Below are 16,882 nucleotides of genomic sequence, written 5' to 3'. Positions count from 1 at the left end.
CTTGGTGTTGGCCTTCAGGTGCGCGCTGCGTCGTCGCGTAATACCGTGTCGAGCGCAATTGTCATCATGTCATTGAAGGTGGTTTGGCGGTCGGCGCTGGAGAGCGAGTCGCCTTTCAGAATATGGTCGGATACCGTGCAGATGGTCAGCGCCCGGGCGCCGAATTCCGCGGCCACGCCGTAGAGACCTGCCGCTTCCATCTCGACGCCGACAATGCCGTAGCGCTTGAGCATCTCGGCCATCTCGGTCTGCGGGTTATAGAACAGATCCGCCGAGAAAATGTTGCCGACTTTCACCGGCACGTTTTGCGCGTTGGCGGCGGCGACCGCGTGCTGGGTCAGATCGAAGTCGGCAATCGCAGCAAAATCGTGGTCGTTGAAGCGCATGCGGTTAACCTTGGAGTCGGTGCACGCACCCATGCCGATAACCACGTCGCGGACGTTGACGTCGTCGCGTACCGCGCCGCAGGAGCCGACACGAATCACGGATTTAACGCCGTAGTCGGTGATCAGTTCCTTGGCGTAGATCGAGACCGAGGGGATGCCCATGCCATGGCCCATGACCGAAATCTTGCGGCCTTTGTAGGTGCCGGTATAGCCAAGCATGCTGCGCACATCGTTGACCAGGCGGACATCGTCCAGGTAGGTCTCGGCGATGAACTTGGCACGCAGCGGGTCGCCGGGCATCAGCACGGTATCGGCAAAATCGCCTTTCTCAGCATTAATATGCGGTGTCGCCATTGTAGGTTTCTCCTTTAAGCGGCGCTGGATAAAAAGCTTTCGCCATCGGCCATGGCTTCGAGCGCGAAGTAGTCGGCGAGCGTCTGGCCGATATCGGCAAAGGTGCCGCGTTCGCCCATGGGGCCGGGGGTGAAACCGGCGCCGCGTACCATGACCGGTACGTATTCGCGGGTGTGCTCGGTACCTTCCCAACTGGGGTCGCAGCCGTGATCGGCGGTAAGCAGCAGCAGGTCATCCTCGTTGAGCGCGGCGAACAGCTCGGGCAAGCGGGCATCGAAATGCTCGAGCGCGGCCGCATAGCCCGGCACGTCGCGGCGGTGACCGTAGACCGAATCAAAATCGACAAAGTTGGTCATGATCATGGTCGGGCGGTCGCTGGTTTCCTTGGCAGTGCGCGCTACCTCGCCAAGCGTCGCTTCCATCAGCGCGTCGTGACCGCTGGCCTTGACCTTGTGGGTAATGCCGCAGTGGGCGTAGATATCGGCAATCTTGCCGATCGACACCACTTCGCCCCCCGCTTCGGCGAGTTTTTGCAGCACCGTAGGCGTGGGGGGCTCGACGCTGTAGTCGCGGCGATTGCCGGTACGCGCAAAGTCGTCGCGGTCATTGCCGACAAAGGGGCGGGCGATCACGCGGCCAATGTTGTAGGGCTCGAGCAGACCGCGCACGGTTTCGCATAGTTCATAGAGCCGTTCGAGGCCGAAGTGCTCCTCGTGGGCGGCAATCTGAAACACGGAATCCGCCGAGGTGTAGACGATGGGCTTGCCCGTGGCGACATGCTCTTCGCCCAGGCGGGCGATGATCTCGGTGCCCGAGGCGTGGCAGTTGCCGATCACGCCGGGCAGGTTGGCGGCATCGACAATCCTGTCGAGCAGCTCTGTCGGGAAACTGTCGGTTTTATCGAGGAAGTAGCCCCAGTCGAAGCGAACGGGCACGCCGGCAATTTCCCAGTGGCCCGACGGCGTATCCTTGCCGCTGGAAACCTCTTTAGCGTGGGCGTAGGCACCTGTCGGCGTATCTGGCAGGTCAACGCCCTCGGCGACTTTTCCCGTGGCATCGCGGTGGGCGTGAAACAGGCCGAGTTTTGCCATGTTGGGCAGTTTCAAAGGGCCTGAGCGCTCGGCGGTATCCGCTTCGCCGCGGGCGCAGGCGGCGGCAATATGGCCCAGGGTGTCAGCCCCCTGGTCGCCGAACTGGTTGGCATCCGGCGCGCTGCCGATGCCGAATGAGTCGAGGACAACAACAATGGCGCGGCGCATCAGGCTTCTCCTCTGAAGGTATCTTGAAGTAGCGTATCGGCGGTCGCGGGGGCGTCACCCAAGTTGACCGCAGCGCGAAGCTGGGCGGCGGCAAGGGCGGCGGCGTCTTCGCTGTTGGCGTGAACCATGGCGATGGGGTGTTGGCTATCAACACGGTCGCCGATTTCGGCAATGTCGCTGAAGCCTACGCTGTGGTCGACGTTGGCGTCGTTACGCAGGCGTCCCCCGCCGAGTTCCACCACGCTCATGCCGACGGCACGAGTGTCAATGCGCTGGATGATGCCTGATTGTTCGGCATACACTGGCTTGACCACGTCGGCTTTGGCCAGGTAGTGATCCGAGCGCTCCATGAAGTCGGCAGGGCCACCAAGCTCGCTCACCATGCGGGCAAAGACCTCGGCCGCCGCACCTGACGTGAGGGCTTTTTCAAGCTTGGTCAGCGCTTCCTCGCGGCTATTGACCAACTTGCCCGCCATCAGCATTTCCACCGCCAGTTCGCGGGTTACCTGCATCACCCGACTGTTGGAGCGTTCGCCGCGCAATAGCGCCAGGGTTTCGACGATTTCGACCGCGTTACCGGCGCAGGGAGCCAGCGGCTGGCTCATGTCGGTGAGCAGGGCGGTGGTAGGTGTGCCCGCCTGTGTAGCCACGTTGGCAATGCTCTTGGCCAGTTCGCGGGATTTTTCCGGCGTGGGCATGAAGGCGCCGCTGCCGACTTTGACATCCATGACCAGGGCATCCAGGCCGGAGGCCAGCTTTTTGCCCAGGATAGAGGCGGTGATCAGCGGGATGGATTCCACTGTGGCGGTCACGTCACGCACACCGTAGATGCGCTTGTCCGCTGGAGCGAGGTTGCCGGTCTGGCCGATAATCGCCACGCCAGTGGATTTGACCACATCGCCGAAGCGCTCCGGGGCGGGGTAGGGGTTATAGCCGGGAATGGATTCCAGCTTGTCCAGCGTGCCGCCGGTGTGGCCCAGGCCGCGGCCGGAAATCATCGGTACGAAAGCGCCGCAGGCGGCGACCCAGGGGCCGAGTACCAGAGAGACCAGGTCACCCACGCCGCCGGTGGAGTGCTTGTCGACGATCGGGCCCGGCAGGTCAAGCGAATCCCATTGCATGACGTGACCGGAGTCACGGGTGGCGGTGGTCAGCGCGACGACTTCCTCACGGCTCATGCCGTTTAAAAACACCGCCATGGTAAAGGCGCCAATCTGGGCATCACTGATACGGTCATCGGCAATGCTCTGAACAAAGGCCTTGATTTCTTCTGCCGGCAGCGGCTGGTTATCGCGCTTGAGGCGAATCAGTTCTTGCGGGAGCATGTTAGTAGCCTCCGTCATTACGCGAGAGCGACGCGGTCTGCGGGTTGCCACTCAGGGTATTGAGCAAGTCCCCCAGCAGGCTGGACGCACCAAACCGGAAGTGGCGTGGCGAGATCCACTGGTCCCCCATGATGTTGGCGGCGAGAGCCAGGTATTCGGCGGCCTCTTCGGCTGTCTTGACGCCACCTGCCGCCTTGAACCCGACATCCTTGCCGCTTTCCTTGATCGCCTGGAGCATGATCTCGGCGGATTCCAGCGTTGCGTTGACCGCCACCTTGCCGGTTGAGGTCTTGATAAAGTCGGCGCCGCCTTCAATGGCCAGCTCGCTTGCCCGCTTGATAAGCGCAGGCTCTTTAAGCTCGCCGGCCTCAATGATGACTTTCAACAGCGCCTGGCCACCGCAGGCCGCATGGCACATTTCCACCAGCTCGCGGCCGGTCTCTTCGTCGCCCGCCATGAGGGCGCGGTAGGGGAAAACGACATCGACTTCATCTGCCCCGGACGCGACGGCTTCACGGGTCTCGCGGGCGGCGCCCATGATGTCGTCTCCGCCGTGGGGAAAGTTGGTGACCGTGGCAATTTTGACGTCACCGTTGAGCTCGTGGGCGGTGAGGGCGCGACGCGCGGTCACGACGAACTGGGGGTATACGCATACCGCCGCCGGGTAGCCAAAGGGGGTTTTTGCCTTTTTGCACAGCGATTCGGTGGACGCATCGGTGTCGGTATCGTTGAGACTGGTCAAGTCCATCAGTGAAAGCGCCTGGCGCGCAGCAAGGGTGATGTTAATCGAAGCGGTCATGGACATCTCGCACAGTATTAGGATTTAAGAACGACTGAAAAAAACGGGCACTACTGTATATGACAGCAGCGCCCGCGTAATCGTTGACGGTTACGTTAAGAAGCTACGCTGCTCAGGGCGATAAAGAAGCCTGCAATAGAGGCCGACATCAGGTTAGACAAGGTGCCTGCCAATACCGCCTTGACGCCAAAGCGGGCGATTTCCTTGCGCCGCGAGGGGGCAATGCTACCCAGGCCGCCGAGCAAAATCGCAATAGAGGATAAATTTGCAAAGCCGCACAAGGCAAAGGAAAGAATCGCCATGGTGTGCGCGGTCATCGCTTGGCCAGTGGCTGCGACCATCTGCTCGCCTTCAATATAGGGCGCAAGGTTGATATAGGCGACAAACTCATTAACAACCAGTTTTTGGCCAATGAATGAGCCGGCCAGTGTTGCTTCTTCCCAGGGGACACCCAGTAAAAAGGCCAGCGGGGCAAACAGCCAGCCCAGAATCCACTCAAGGCTCAACGATTCAAAGCCGAACCAGCCGCCAACACCGCCGAGAATGCCGTTGATCAAGGCGATAAGCGCGATGAAGGCAAGCAGCATGGCCCCTACATTGGCAGCCAGCATAAAACCGGATGTCGCGCCAGACGCCGCTGCGTCCAGTACGTTGCTGGGCTTGTCTTCCTGCTCTTTTAATTCTTCCTCAACCTTGGAAACACTGTCTCTATCCTGTATTTCCTGCGTTTCGGGCATGATCAGTTTAGCAAACAGCAAGCCGCCGGGAGCTGCCATGAAAGAGGCAGCCACCAGATATTCCATGGGAATGCCCAGCGCGGCGTAGCCCGCCAGTACGGAGCCCGCCACCGACGCCAAGCCGCCACACATCACGGCAAACAGCTGAGAAGGTGTCATCCGGGCAATAAACGGACGTACCACGAGCGGTGCTTCGGTCTGGCCGACGAAGATGTTGGCCGTGGCGGAAAGCGACTCGGTACGCGAAGTGCCCAGCGCTTTCTGCAGGGCGCCACCCAGAATACGGATAACCCACTGCATGATCCCGATGTAGTACAGCACTGCAATCAGCGAGGAGAAAAAGATAATCACCGGTAGCACTTTAATGGCGAATACGAAGCCGACCTCGTCAGTATCTGCCAAGCCGCCGAACAGAAAGCTGATGCCGTCATCGGCATACACCAGAATCTGGCTAACGCCAGCCGAGATCGTCTGCAAGACGCTCTGACCAAAGGGCACATAAAGGACGAAAGCGCCAATGCCCGCTTGAATGCCGAAGGCACCCAACACCGTACGTAAGCGAATTGACTTGCGATCATAAGAAAAGATCAGGGCGATGGTCACCAGGGTGACCATGCCGACCAAGCTCATCAGGAGTGTCATAAAAAAAGATCCTTCGCGTGGGCCAAGTGCGTGTTACAGCAGGTTGAGCTTCACAGTGTAAATCATCGCGTTCTGATAATTGTTAGGCGTGCCTAGTTTTTCATCAGAATAGCGGTACTGGATGCCGGTCGTGATCAACTCGGAAGGATGCCACCACAAGCTTACCGCGCCATTGGTGCCCACGCTGTCAGCCTTGCCACCGACGTAGTTCTGTTCCAGGTATTCGTCGTCCCGGCCAAAGGTCTGCTCGTGCCAGTTGGTGACACCAAACTTCTGGCCAAAGGCATTGAAGTCGTAGCCCGCGACCCAGCCGGCCATGAAGCCGTTCGAACCGGTGTAACTGTTACTTTGCACCCGGGCGGCACCCAGAAACGGCTTGAACCAAATGCCGTTATCGAAGTTGGCTAGATAGCCCAGACCCAGAATCTGGTCTTGCTCGCGGCTATTGAAACCGTAATCGCGAAAGTCGTAGAGGTGGGCATAAATCGATAACGGGCTGTCGCCCAGGTAAATGTGCGAGGTCAACTTGCCCGCCGTACGGAAGTTATCGGTGCCGCCGCTTGATTCGTCGAACTGGTCGTTGGTCGGGTTTTCAAAATCGAAGAAGCCGTAAAACTCACCCCATTCGTAGCCAAGCCCACCCTCGATTTCCAGGAACATGAAATCGCTCTTGGCGGCATTGCTTGCGGTACGGTTTTCGGTGCCGTCAGACCAGTCAAGGTAATTGACCGACACATTGGCAAACGACCAAATGGGATCAAAGGCGTCCGCATTAGCGGTGCTGGCGGCACCGGCGATTAATACGCCAGCCCCAAGCGCTGTTAGCGACGCGCGTGAAGGAGTAGCGGAGATAAAACGAGTACGAGCAGTCATGGTAGCCTCAACAGGTTTGTTAGTTGCAGTTTTGATCCGCCTCAACGACGGACGTGAGGGCTGGCGTTGACCCGTGTCAGCGGGTTTCTGGAATTGTAATGTTAAAATTATAACATTTAGTGTTATTTTTCTAACGCCATTTTGCAACTTTTATCCCGTCAACGGTCATTAAATGATAAACGGCTGACATGTGTTTCAAGAATCGTTGGTTTAATGGTAATTCTTTGAGTGCTCGCTCAGCATAAGGGGTGGTCCTCTGCAAGAAGGGGGAGAGCCCTCAGCCATCAAGGGGAAACGCCCAGTGATAACCTAGGCCCATTCAACGACAACAGGCCGTTACCAGGAGAAGCTGTCAATGAAAGACCGAAGCGCGTTGCGCTTGGCAACGTTGCAAGAGGCGCTAGCAAGCGGCGGGACGCTGCATCTGCGCGATGCAGCCGAGCTGTGCGGTGTGTCCGAAATGACCATCCGGCGGGATGTAAATGCCTATCCTCAAGTGATCAGCCTGCTTGGTGGTCGGCTAGTCATGGCGCATACACCGGGAGTTACGCCGGTATATGACTTGACCGAGCAACAGGCCAGCCACTACCAGGCGAAAAGTCGCCTGTGCCAACGTGCTCAACGTTTCATAGAGGATGGCGATACGCTGTTTGTTGATTGTGGCTCGACATTGATGCCGCTGATGAATCAGCTGGGGGGCTTTCAGGAACTGACAGTGATTACCTATGCCCTCAACATCGCGAATGCTGTCGCACCCTTGCCGAACGTGCGACTGGTGTTGCTGGGTGGCTTGTTTTATCCGGCGTCGCAGTCTTTTGCCAGTGACACCATGGCCGAGTCCATCGAGCGGCTGGGTATTAACAAGGCATTTATTTCGGCGGCGGGTGTCGATATGCAGCGTGGAGTGAGTTGCTTCCATTTCCATGAGGTGCTGCCCAAGCAGGCGGCGATGGCGTCGGCCATGCGGCGTCTATTGGTCGTAGATGCCAGTAAATTCGGTGTGGTACGACCGGCGTACTTTGCGTCAGTGAGTGAGTTTGACGTCATTGTCACCGACGAGGAGGGCGCCCCGGCCTTGCTGCGCGATGCGCACAGCGCTCACCCGACGATCACTGCGCCATAGCCTCTAGCGTCGTTTTTTGGATTAAATTTGCCAAGTTACCTTTAAGCCGTGGACCAATCGTGGCAGAATCCGCGGCGTTTACCTGCGGCAAATCGTCTCTTCTCTTCTGCGTCATTGATGCGAGAATAGCCTTCGTCTGCGGTAACTGTGTTCGGTGTTAGCCTGCCGAACGATCCTCTCTCGCGATCAGACGTCGACGTTAAGCACCTGCTTATCGACTGCGTTTGCTCAAGAGATTTTGTTAGCTCGCTATCCAGAATGGCAGCTTGTTTACAATGTTTGCCTCCCAGCCCTGACGAGGTCGTAACATGAGAAAAAACCTCTACGCCAAAGCGGCAGGTATTCTACTGTTGCTTTCTTTATTTTTATTGCTGGGTGGTTGTAGCTCGGCGCTGATGGATCCTAAGGGTCAGATCGGCGAAGAGCAACGCACCCTGATTCTGACAGCCTTTGGCATTATGCAGATCGTCGTGCTTCCCGTTATCGGGATGACGCTGTTCTTCGCATGGCGCTATCGTCGCAGTAACCACAAGGCCGCCTACACGCCTGACTGGGCTCACAACACCTGGGTTGAAGTGGTGGTGTGGCTGATTCCATGCGTCATCGTTCTCTTCCTCGCGGGGTTGACGTGGTACACCTCGAACAGCCTGGATCCGCATAAGTCCATTGCTGAGGAAGGTGAAGAAACGCTTGAAATCCAGGCTGTGGCCATGGATTGGAAGTGGCTGTTCATCTATCCCGAGCAAGGCGTTGCCACGGTCAACGAGGTAGCGTTCCCCACGGATACGCCCGTACGTTTCCGGGTCAGCTCCGCGTCAGTGATGAATTCGTTCTTCATTCCTGAGCTTGGCAGCCAGATCTATGCCATGGCGGGTATGGATAACGACGTCCATCTGATTGCAGACGAGGAAGGCACTTACCCAGGTCGTTCTACCAACTACAGTGGTTCGGGCTTCTCGGGCATGACCTTTGACGCGCATGCGACATCGGAAGAAGGCTTCGATGAGTGGGTGGCAGAAGTCAAAGCGTCCTCCAAATCGATAAGCTTCGACGATGGCTATAACGAGCTGTTGAAGCCAAGCCGTAATCATCCGGTCGAGTACTTCTCTGAAGTATCGCCAACCCTCTATGACGACATCCTGAACGTTTACCACAGCGGTGAGCCTGTTGAGGTGTTGCCTGATGAGACCGGATACAAACATGCCAATAGCGATCATCAAGAGCAGGACGGCGATATGGCGATGAACGCGGAGGCAGCGGAGTAAACTATGTTTGGAAAACTCGGTTTAGACTCGATCCCCTTTTACGATCCCATTATCGTATCGCTGATGATCATGACCGCCTTGGGCGGAGCGGTAGTGTTAGGGGGTGTTACCTACTTCCGCAAGTGGGGCTACCTGTGGAGTGAGTGGGTAACCTCGGTCGATCATAAAAAGATCGGGATCATGTATTTCATCGTGGCACTGGTGATGCTGATCCGCGGTATTGGTGAAGCGCTGATGATGCGTGCCCAGTTGGCGATTGCCTCTGGCGGGGCAGAAGGCTTCCTGCCGCCGGAGCACTACGACCAGCTGTTCACGACCCATGGCGTGATCATGATCTTCTTCGTGGCCATGCCCATGGTCATCGGTTTGATGAACCTGATCGTGCCGCTGCAGATCGGTGCGCGCGACGTCGCCTACCCGTTCCTGAACAACCTCAGTTTCTGGTTGTTTGTATCCGGTGCGATGATTGTCAACCTATCTCTGTTTATCGGCGAGTTTGGTACGACCGGCTGGTTGGCCTATGCACCTCTCTCGGGGATTGAGTACAGTCCCGGGGTCGGGGTCGACTACTGGATATGGGCGTTGCAGATATCCGGGGTGGGTACCACCTTGACGGGGATCAACTTCTTCGTGACGATCCTGAAAATGCGTGCGCCGGGCATGAAAATGTTCCGCATGCCGATCTTCACCTGGACGTCGCTGTGCGCCAACGTGCTGATCATCGCGTCGTTCCCGATTCTGACCGCGACGATTGCGCTGCTGACCCTTGATCGCTACCTGGGGATGAACTTCTTCACCAACGATCTTGGCGGCAACGTGATGATGTACGTCAACCTCATCTGGGCCTGGGGCCATCCTGAGGTGTACATCCTGATTCTGCCGGCCTTCGGCGTGTTCTCTGAAGTCGTGGCGACGTACGCCCGCAAACGGCTGTTCGGCTACCACACCATGGTATGGGCCACCGTCGCGATTACGATTCTGTCGTTTGTCGTGTGGCTGCACCACTTCTTCACCATGGGGGCGGGGGCCAACGTCAATGCCTTCTTCGGCATCATGACGATGATCATCGCCATCCCCACGGGCGTGAAGGTATTCAACTGGCTGTTCACCATGTATCGCGGCAGTATCGAGCTGTCCGTGCCCATGCTGTGGCTCATCGGTTTCATCATCGTCTTTACCATCGGTGGTATGACCGGCGTCATGCTATCGGTGCCGGCCGCTAACTTTGTGCTGCATAACAGCCTGTTCGTTATCGCCCACTTCCACAACGTGATTATTGGCGGCGTGGTGTTCGGCATGATGGCGGGAATGTACTACTGGTTCCCGAAGGCGTTTGGCTTCAAGCTCGACGAAAAGTGGGGCAAGCGCAGCTTCTGGTGCTGGTTGATCGGCTTTCTCATGGCCTTTATGCCGCTCTACGTGCTCAGCTTCGATGGGGCCGTGCGTCGCATGTCGTCTTACGGACCCACTGAGTGGCAGCCGATGATGATCGTCGCCTTTATCGGCGCCTGCATCATCCTGATGGGTATCTTGTCGACCCTGATCATGGTGGCGGTCAGCATTAAGAATCGTCATAGCATGCAGTATGCCGACATGAGCGGTGACCCCTGGGATGGCCGTACCCTCGAGTGGGCAACGTCCTCTCCTGCGCCGTTCTACAACTTTGCGCATCTGCCGAAAATCAGCGGTATCGATGACTTCTGGCGCCAGAAGCAGGAAGGTCGTGATGCGATCAGCAGCGGTCCTTATCAGGACATCCACATGCCGCGGAATACTATTGCGGGACCGGTGATCAGTCTGTTCTCGATGATCTTTGGCTTTGCCCTGGTATGGCACATCTGGTGGCTGGCGATTGTCGGTGGTATCGGTATGTTTGTCGCCTTCATCGCACGCGTTGCCAATGACGACATTGATTACTACGTGCCAGCGGCTGAAGTCGAACGTATTGAGACTGCACATAAACAGCGCCTCGAAGAGTATCGGGAGTGGTTGAAGCAGCATCCCGAAGAAGCGTCTCATCTACAGGTCCGGATGCAGGGGTAACCATGGCGAACGAAGCAGTAAGTAACCACGACGATCACGCTCATCCCGAGACGCATGATCACCACGATACCGGCAGCATCAAGGTGTTCGGTTTCTGGGTTTACCTGATGAGCGATTTGGTGATCTTCGGAACACTATTCGCTACCTTTGCCGTGCTCCTTCGGGGCACGGCCGGTGGACCCGACGGCTCAGAGATCTTTGATCTACCACTGATTCTGGCCGGTACCTTTGCACTGCTGATCAGTAGTTTTACCTATGGGATGGCGGTGCTGGCAATGACCGCCGAGAAGGTCGACAAGGTCAAGAAATGGCTTTGGATCACCTTCGTGCTGGGGGCAGCCTTTATCGCCATGGAGATTTATGAGTTCCAGCATCTCATACATCTCGGCTATGGCCCTGATCGCAGCGCCTTCTTGTCTGCCTTCTTTACACTGGTTGGCACACACGGTCTGCACGTAACCTTCGGGCTGGTCTGGATCCTGGTGGTACTCTATCAGCTGCGTACCAAGGGTCTGAACGATATGACGCGTCCGCGTATTTTGTGTCTAAGCTTGTTCTGGCACTTTCTGGATATCGTGTGGATTTGTGTATTCTCATTCGTCTACCTGATGGGGGCTCTGTAATATGAAGGACTCACCCACTGCACACGGCAGCGTCAAGTCTTATGTGACGGGGCTGATTCTCTCCATCGTGCTGACCATTATCCCGTTCGCGGCGGTAATGAGCGGCGCGCTGAGCATGAATGCCACCGTCTGGACGATCGTGATCACTGCCGTCGCCCAGATATTGGTGCAGCTTGTGATGTTCATGCACATGGACACCAAGCAGGAGGAAGGCTGGAATTTCATGTCTTTCGTCTTCACCTTGATTATTCTCGGCCTGGTTGTTGGAGGTTCGTTGTGGATCATGCATCACCTGCACCTCAATCTGCACATCGGGTAACGTTTATGGCAAAGATGGGCGATTATTTCGCCCTCACCAAACCGGGTATCATTGGTGGCAATACCATTTCGGTGATGGGCGGCTATTTTTTAGCCGCCCGCGGCGATTTTGACCTGCTGCTATTCATGAGCGCGGTGGTGGGCCTGGCGCTGGTCATTGCGTCGGGCTGTGCCTTTAATAACGTGATCGATCGCGATATCGATGCGGTGATGAGCCGCACGCGTACACGGGCTCTGGTTCAGGGCCGCATCACGCCGTTTGCGGCACTTTGCTTTGCGACATTGCTGGGTATTGCCGGTTTTACCGTGTTGGCACTGGGCACTAATGGTTTGACGGTGGCCCTCGCAGGCTTTGGCTATGCCATTTATGTCGGAGCCTATAGCCTTTACATGAAGCGCCACTCAGAGTTCGGGACCCTGGTGGGGAGCCTATCTGGCGCAATACCGCCGGTGGTGGGTTACTGCGCCGTGACGAACCAGCTGGACGCAGGCGCACTGACGCTGCTGTTGATTTTCTGCCTATGGCAAATGCCGCATTCCTATGCGATCGCTATTTTCCGGATGGATGATTATCGCGCCGCTTCAATTCCGGTCCTGCCAGTCGTTCGCGGTATTGCCTCGGCTCGCCGCTACATCCTTGGCTATATTGTGGCGTTCATTGCCGCGTCATTGGCATTAGCGTTGGCTGGCTATGCTGGCGTTGGCTATCTGATCGTGGCATTGGTGATGGGAAGCTATTGGCTTTACCAAGCCGTGCAGGGCTATCACGGAAGCGATGATGTCCGCTGGGCCAGGCGCGTTTTTGGTGTATCGATTCTGGCGATTACGGCGCTTAGTGTTGCCATGTCGCTGGATGCCAGCCTGCTGTCGTTACCTCCGTTGTTAGACCGTTGGTTATGAAGTACGTCAGAAATTAGGCAGGAGTGCAATGCTCCTGTCTATACTGTCTATAAGCCCGATGCGGGTTTGACCGGCTATCCCGTCGGTTAGAATAAAAAGGACAGTAGGAGGCGTACCCATGCTGACACACGTCTGGGGCTTGATGGCCCACCCTCAGCGCGAATGGAAACAAATGCACGATGAGCACGAAACGGTGTTTCATCTTTATGCCCATCATGTGCTGATTCTAAGCGCAGTACCCGTAGTCTGTTCCTTCATTGGCACCACTCAGTTTGGCTGGGGACTCGGTGCTGAGCGCACCATTCAGTTGGGTTTGCTGGACGCCTTTTATGCGGGCATCGTTTTCTACCTGGTCATTCTGGCGGCCGTGTTTTTCATGGGCAATGTTATCCACTGGATGGCACAACGTTTTGTTGACCCCCCGAACCGTCGCCGCTGCGTAAAATTTGCAGGCTATGTCGCTACCCCCATGTTGCTCAGCGGCGTTGTGGCGCTTTATCCCATTGTATGGCTCTGCCTGCTGGCCGGTGTGATCGGACTTTGCTGGTCGGGTTATCTGCTCTACGTGGGGATACCGAACTTCCTGGATATCTCTGATGAGCAGGGGTTTATCGTTTCCAGCGCGACGTTGGCAATTGGGGTGCTGGTATTGGAGATGCTGCTGGCAGCGACGGTACTGCTGTGGGGCTACGGTGAGCGGATAATCCTGAGTATTCTGCAATAGCCAGTGTCGACATGCCTTCTGTATGTCTTCAGTCATTTAATGCCTGCCACCTCATCGTCAACGATAAGGTGGCAGCTTGCGTTGGTGAGTCAGGCGAGTCGTTGACTGGCCTGAATGGCGGTGAGGGCAATGGTATAAACGATATCATCGACCAGCGCGCCACGTGAGAGGTCGTTCACCGGCTTGTTCAGGCCCTGCAGCATGGGGCCAACGCTGACCACCCGTGCGCTACGTTGAACGGCTTTGTAAGTGGTATTGCCGGTATTGAGATCCGGGAAGACAAACACCGTGGCCTTGCCCGCCACAGGCGAGTCAGGAGCCTTCTGTTTGCCGACGCTTTCGATCGCGGCAGCGTCGTATTGAAGCGGACCATCAATGAGTAAGTGTGGTGCGCGTTGCTGGGCAATGCGCGTCGCCTCGCGCACCTTGTCGACATCGGCCCCGGTACCTGAGTCGCCAGTCGAGTAGCTGATCATCGCGACGCGTGGTTCGATACCAAAGGCTTCGGCAGAACGGGCGCTCTGCAGGGCGATCTCGGCCAGCGTTTCAGCGTCCGGGTCGGGGTTCACGGCGCAATCACCATAGACCACTACCTGCTCCGGCAGCAGCATGAAGAATATCGACGAGACCTGATGATATTCTGGCGCGGTTTTAATCAGTTGGAACGCAGGGCGTACGGTATTGGCCGTAGTGTGTATCGCCCCTGATACCAAGCCATCGACTTCATCCAGCTGCAGCATCATGGTGCCGAGCACGACATTGTCCTGCAACTGGGCCTCGGCGGTTAACTCGTTGAGCTTGCCGCGCCGGCGGTCGACCATGGGCGCGATGTAATGTGCGCGGGTGCTTTCCGGGTCGATGATGGTCAGCTCTTCTGGCAACGTCAGGCCGCGGTTGCGGGCGATGTTGTCAATGTCATCGCGTTTACCCAGCAGCACACAGTTGGCGATGCCGCGGCGTTGACAGATAATCGCTGCTTCGATGGTGCGTGGCTCGTCGCCTTCAGGCAGCACAATACGTTTCTTGGCGTGCTGGGCGAGCTTGACCAGTTGGTGACGAAACGCCGAGGGCGAAAGACGATGCGTGTAGCCGCGACTGAGATGGGTCTTTAACCATTCCAGGTCGATGTGAGCTGCGACATAACGGGCCACCTTCTCTGCGCGCTCGAAATCGTCCATGGGAATTTCGTTACTCAACTGGCTCAAGTTCTGGGCGGTGGTCAGGCTGTCGGTATCGACGGCGAGCACAGGGAGGCCGGTTTTCAGCGCTGGTCGACACATTTCAATCATGTTGTCGTTAGGCATAAAGCCATTGGTCAGCAGTACGCCTGCCAGCCGAGTGCCGTTCATGGTGGCAAGCGCAGAAGCCAGTATCACGTCGTCGCGGTCGCCAGACGCCACGACCAGGCTACCCGGCGTGAAAATATGCAATGCATTGGCGGCACTTCGGGCGCATAGGCTGGTGGAAAGCACCCTGCGACTGAGGGCCTCGCCTTCGTTCAGCATCTTTGCCTTCAGTGCCCGTGCGACATCCAGCGTGCGCGGTGCGCTGAGGGCGTTGCTGTAAGGGACAACGCCAATCAGGTGAAACTTGTCAGTCGCCAGAGCAGGGGAATACTGGCGGAGTTCAGCGAGCACCGACTCTTCCAACTGGGGTTTAAAGGTGCCCGGCGCTGCAGAAAGATCATCGTCCTGATCATAAGGTAAGTTTTTCATACGCATTAAAATGCCGCCCAGGGTACGGCTTGAGCTGACGCCGCCAAAGCTGCGCGCGTGCATATCTAGCTGGTCCGCCAAGGCCTCAGGCTCATTTAAATCCCCGGTGCCGACCAGAATAATGCGTGCATTTAATGCATTGGCCAACTGTGCATTGGTCTGGGTGGCGTAGGTGGTGTGCTGGGTAGGGACGACGCCCTCGACCACTACCAGATCCAGTGCGCTGCCGTCGCGATAAGCCTGCTGGGTGACCTGATCGTAGAGCTCGATGACGTTTTCCATCAGCTCATCGGTCTGGTTGTCGCGCAGCAGGCGCTCCAGGCGGGTCTGGGAAATGGGCGAGGGCGGGCGCTGATTCAGCGCCCGGGACACCAGCGCCGTTGAGCGATCAAGGCCCGGGCCGTTCAACTCGTTCTGCATGAACGGTTTTAGGAAGCCCGCCTTGAGACCAATGGTATCCAGCGCTTGAATCAGCCCGAGACAGGCGGAGGTTAACCCGGCCCCTTCGCTGGTGGGTACCAGCAAAATGGCCTGGGGAGTGTCGGCGGGCGTATTCATGCTTGGGTCTCCAGGCAGTGGCGGGTTTCCAGAGCGATACGGGCTTCCTCATCGGTGGGGATGACCCATACTTCTGGGCCGCGATGACCGTCGCGATCCAGCGCGCCTTCCCGGCCGCGAACCGTGGCCTCGTTGGCCGCGTCGTCCAGCGCAAAGCCGAAGTGGGGCATCAGCTGAATCACCCGGCGACGCACCTGGGGCGAGTTTTCGCCGATGCCGCCGGTGAAGATCACGCCATCGAGGGTGGGCAGTGCGCAGGACAGGCCGGCCAGTGATTTGGCGATACGGTAGCAGAAAACCTCCACCGCCAGCGACGCCCCCGCGTGGCCCTGTTCGGCGGCCTGTTCGATTTCGCGCATGTCGTTGGTCAGGCCGGAAAGCCCCAGCAGGCCGCTCTGCTTGTTCAGCACGTTATCGATCTCTTCCAGCGACCAACCCAGCTGGCGGTGAAGATGCGCGTGCAGGTCGGGGTCGACATCGCCGCTGCGGGTCCCCATTACCAGGCCTTCCAGCGGCGTTAACCCCATGCTGGTGTCCAGGCTTTGGTGTTGCCACACGGCGCTGGTCGAGCAACCGTTGCCCAGGTGCGCTGTCAGCCAGCCGCCAGCTCCCCTGTCGCTCAACTCCCCGGCGCGCTGGCTAACAAAGGCATGGCTGGTGCCGTGAAAGCCGTAACGACGAATACCATGCTGGGTATAAAGCGCTTCTGGCAGCGCATAGCGGTAGGCGCGCGGCGGCAGGGTTTGATGAAAGGCGGTATCAAACACGGCGACCTGAGGAAGCGATGGAAAGACGTTTCGAGTCGCGGCAATACCGGTCAGGTTAGCCGGGTTATGGAGAGGCGCCAAGGCAGCGGTGGTTTCAATGGCGGCGATGACATGCTCATCAATCAGCGCCGCTTCTGTGAAATGTTCACCGCCATGAACGATACGGTGGCCCACCGCAGAGGGCAGTCGGCCTTCCAGATTATCCAGAATAGCGCTAATGGCTTCGGCATGGTCGGCGCCAGGCAGTGATTTGATAAAACGCTCACCGGCGTTATCGTTGCCCTTTAGCTGTGCATCCGCACTGCCCAAACGCTCGACAATACCATCAAGACGTGCCGCCTTGGGGTCTGCATCAATCAGTGCGTATTTAATGGAAGAGGAACCGCAGTTAATGACCAGAACCGACGCGTTCATAGAGGCCTTCTGTCAATAGAGAGACAATGGGTTGATTAGACGTTAGTATAACATTAT

Annotated in this window: 15 protein-coding genes; 7 read left to right on the top strand and 8 right to left on the bottom strand. The window is 57.4% G+C overall.

Going from position 1 to position 16,882, the window contains the following annotated elements; all coding sequences use genetic code 11:
• Window positions 1-14: 14 nt before the first annotated feature.
• The 6 genes from deoD to B7L15_RS06345 form a co-directional block, all read right to left on the bottom strand.
• Entirely contained in the window at window positions 15-740 is a 726-nt protein-coding gene (gene deoD / locus B7L15_RS06370) for a purine-nucleoside phosphorylase (RefSeq protein ID WP_085918167.1), read from the bottom strand.
• A 14-nt stretch (window positions 741-754) separates the two neighbouring features.
• Window positions 755-1,999 carry a phosphopentomutase gene (locus B7L15_RS06365; protein ID WP_085918166.1) on the bottom strand — a complete coding sequence of 415 codons (1,245 nt, stop codon included), beginning with the start codon at window positions 1,997-1,999 and terminating at the stop codon, window positions 755-757.
• A complete protein-coding gene (deoA, locus tag B7L15_RS06360) occupies window positions 1,999-3,324 on the bottom strand; it encodes a thymidine phosphorylase (protein ID WP_176243646.1) in 1,326 nt (441 codons plus the stop codon). The genes B7L15_RS06365 and deoA overlap by 1 nt, the downstream gene beginning before the upstream one ends.
• Before the next feature lies 1 nt (window position 3,325).
• Entirely contained in the window at window positions 3,326-4,129 is an 804-nt protein-coding gene (deoC, locus tag B7L15_RS06355; protein ID WP_085918164.1) for a deoxyribose-phosphate aldolase, read from the bottom strand.
• Between the two features lie 89 nt (window positions 4,130-4,218).
• Complete coding sequence (locus tag B7L15_RS06350) at window positions 4,219-5,502, bottom strand: NupC/NupG family nucleoside CNT transporter (RefSeq protein WP_085918163.1); 1,284 nt, start codon at window positions 5,500-5,502, stop codon at window positions 4,219-4,221.
• 33 nt (window positions 5,503-5,535) lie between these two features.
• A complete protein-coding gene (locus B7L15_RS06345) occupies window positions 5,536-6,375 on the bottom strand; it encodes an outer membrane protein OmpK (RefSeq protein WP_085918162.1) in 840 nt (279 codons plus the stop codon).
• 355 nt (window positions 6,376-6,730) lie between these two features.
• Here B7L15_RS06345 and B7L15_RS06340 point away from each other — a divergent pair, with 355 nt between their 5' ends.
• From B7L15_RS06340 to B7L15_RS06310, 7 genes are all read left to right on the top strand, one after another.
• On the top strand, window positions 6,731-7,498 hold the full coding sequence (locus B7L15_RS06340; RefSeq protein WP_085918161.1) for a DeoR/GlpR family DNA-binding transcription regulator: 768 nt from the start codon (window positions 6,731-6,733) through the stop codon (window positions 7,496-7,498).
• Window positions 7,499-7,806: 308 nt separating this feature from the next.
• A complete protein-coding gene (gene cyoA, locus B7L15_RS06335; protein ID WP_085918160.1) occupies window positions 7,807-8,763 on the top strand; it encodes a ubiquinol oxidase subunit II in 957 nt (318 codons plus the stop codon).
• A 3-nt stretch (window positions 8,764-8,766) separates the two neighbouring features.
• A complete protein-coding gene (cyoB, locus tag B7L15_RS06330) occupies window positions 8,767-10,806 on the top strand; it encodes a cytochrome o ubiquinol oxidase subunit I (protein ID WP_085918159.1) in 2,040 nt (679 codons plus the stop codon).
• A 2-nt stretch (window positions 10,807-10,808) separates the two neighbouring features.
• The gene (gene cyoC, locus B7L15_RS06325; protein WP_085918158.1) at window positions 10,809-11,429 is read left to right on the top strand and encodes a cytochrome o ubiquinol oxidase subunit III; all 621 of its coding nucleotides are present in this window, start codon (window positions 10,809-10,811) and stop codon (window positions 11,427-11,429) included.
• A 1-nt stretch (window position 11,430) separates the two neighbouring features.
• Window positions 11,431-11,748, top strand: a complete 318-nt coding sequence (gene cyoD / locus B7L15_RS06320; protein WP_066316837.1) for a cytochrome o ubiquinol oxidase subunit IV — start codon at window positions 11,431-11,433, stop codon at window positions 11,746-11,748.
• Between the two features lie 5 nt (window positions 11,749-11,753).
• Window positions 11,754-12,647 carry a heme o synthase gene (gene cyoE, locus B7L15_RS06315; protein WP_085918157.1) on the top strand — a complete coding sequence of 298 codons (894 nt, stop codon included), beginning with the start codon at window positions 11,754-11,756 and terminating at the stop codon, window positions 12,645-12,647.
• A gap of 118 nt (window positions 12,648-12,765) precedes the next feature.
• A complete protein-coding gene (locus B7L15_RS06310; protein ID WP_085918156.1) occupies window positions 12,766-13,371 on the top strand; it encodes a Yip1 family protein in 606 nt (201 codons plus the stop codon).
• Between the two features lie 89 nt (window positions 13,372-13,460).
• Here B7L15_RS06310 and pta read toward each other — a convergent pair whose 3' ends face one another.
• Window positions 13,461-15,644 (bottom strand): phosphate acetyltransferase, encoded by a 2,184-nt coding sequence (gene pta / locus B7L15_RS06305; RefSeq protein WP_085918155.1) that lies wholly within the window; start codon window positions 15,642-15,644, stop codon window positions 13,461-13,463.
• Window positions 15,641-16,825, bottom strand: a complete 1,185-nt coding sequence (locus tag B7L15_RS06300; protein WP_085918154.1) for an acetate/propionate family kinase — start codon at window positions 16,823-16,825, stop codon at window positions 15,641-15,643. The genes pta and B7L15_RS06300 overlap by 4 nt, the downstream gene beginning before the upstream one ends.
• Between the last annotated feature and the right edge of the window lie 57 nt (window positions 16,826-16,882).

This window comes from Halomonas sp. CSM-2 (assembly GCF_002119345.1).
GTDB lineage: Bacteria > Pseudomonadota > Gammaproteobacteria > Pseudomonadales > Halomonadaceae > Vreelandella > Vreelandella janggokensis.
This window is presented reverse-complemented; position numbering and strand designations above follow the sequence as displayed.

Bases quoted from the DNA above. Each gene is read 5' to 3' on its own strand.
- deoD (WP_085918167.1), bottom strand. From the start codon at position 740: ATGGCGACACCGCATATTAATGCTGAGAAAGGCGATTTTGCCGATACC.
- B7L15_RS06365 (WP_085918166.1), bottom strand. From the start codon at position 1,999: ATGCGCCGCGCCATTGTTGTTGTCCTCGACTCATTCGGCATCGGCAGC.
- deoA (WP_176243646.1), bottom strand. From the start codon at position 3,324: ATGCTCCCGCAAGAACTGATTCGCCTCAAGCGCGATAACCAGCCGCTG.
- deoC (WP_085918164.1), bottom strand. From the start codon at position 4,129: ATGTCCATGACCGCTTCGATTAACATCACCCTTGCTGCGCGCCAGGCG.
- B7L15_RS06350 (WP_085918163.1), bottom strand. From the start codon at position 5,502: ATGACACTCCTGATGAGCTTGGTCGGCATGGTCACCCTGGTGACCATC.
- B7L15_RS06345 (WP_085918162.1), bottom strand. From the start codon at position 6,375: ATGACTGCTCGTACTCGTTTTATCTCCGCTACTCCTTCACGCGCGTCG.
- B7L15_RS06340 (WP_085918161.1), top strand. From the start codon at position 6,731: ATGAAAGACCGAAGCGCGTTGCGCTTGGCAACGTTGCAAGAGGCGCTA.
- cyoA (WP_085918160.1), top strand. From the start codon at position 7,807: ATGAGAAAAAACCTCTACGCCAAAGCGGCAGGTATTCTACTGTTGCTT.
- cyoB (WP_085918159.1), top strand. From the start codon at position 8,767: ATGTTTGGAAAACTCGGTTTAGACTCGATCCCCTTTTACGATCCCATT.
- cyoC (WP_085918158.1), top strand. From the start codon at position 10,809: ATGGCGAACGAAGCAGTAAGTAACCACGACGATCACGCTCATCCCGAG.
- cyoD (WP_066316837.1), top strand. From the start codon at position 11,431: ATGAAGGACTCACCCACTGCACACGGCAGCGTCAAGTCTTATGTGACG.
- cyoE (WP_085918157.1), top strand. From the start codon at position 11,754: ATGGCAAAGATGGGCGATTATTTCGCCCTCACCAAACCGGGTATCATT.
- B7L15_RS06310 (WP_085918156.1), top strand. From the start codon at position 12,766: ATGCTGACACACGTCTGGGGCTTGATGGCCCACCCTCAGCGCGAATGG.
- pta (WP_085918155.1), bottom strand. From the start codon at position 15,644: ATGAATACGCCCGCCGACACTCCCCAGGCCATTTTGCTGGTACCCACC.
- B7L15_RS06300 (WP_085918154.1), bottom strand. From the start codon at position 16,825: ATGAACGCGTCGGTTCTGGTCATTAACTGCGGTTCCTCTTCCATTAAA.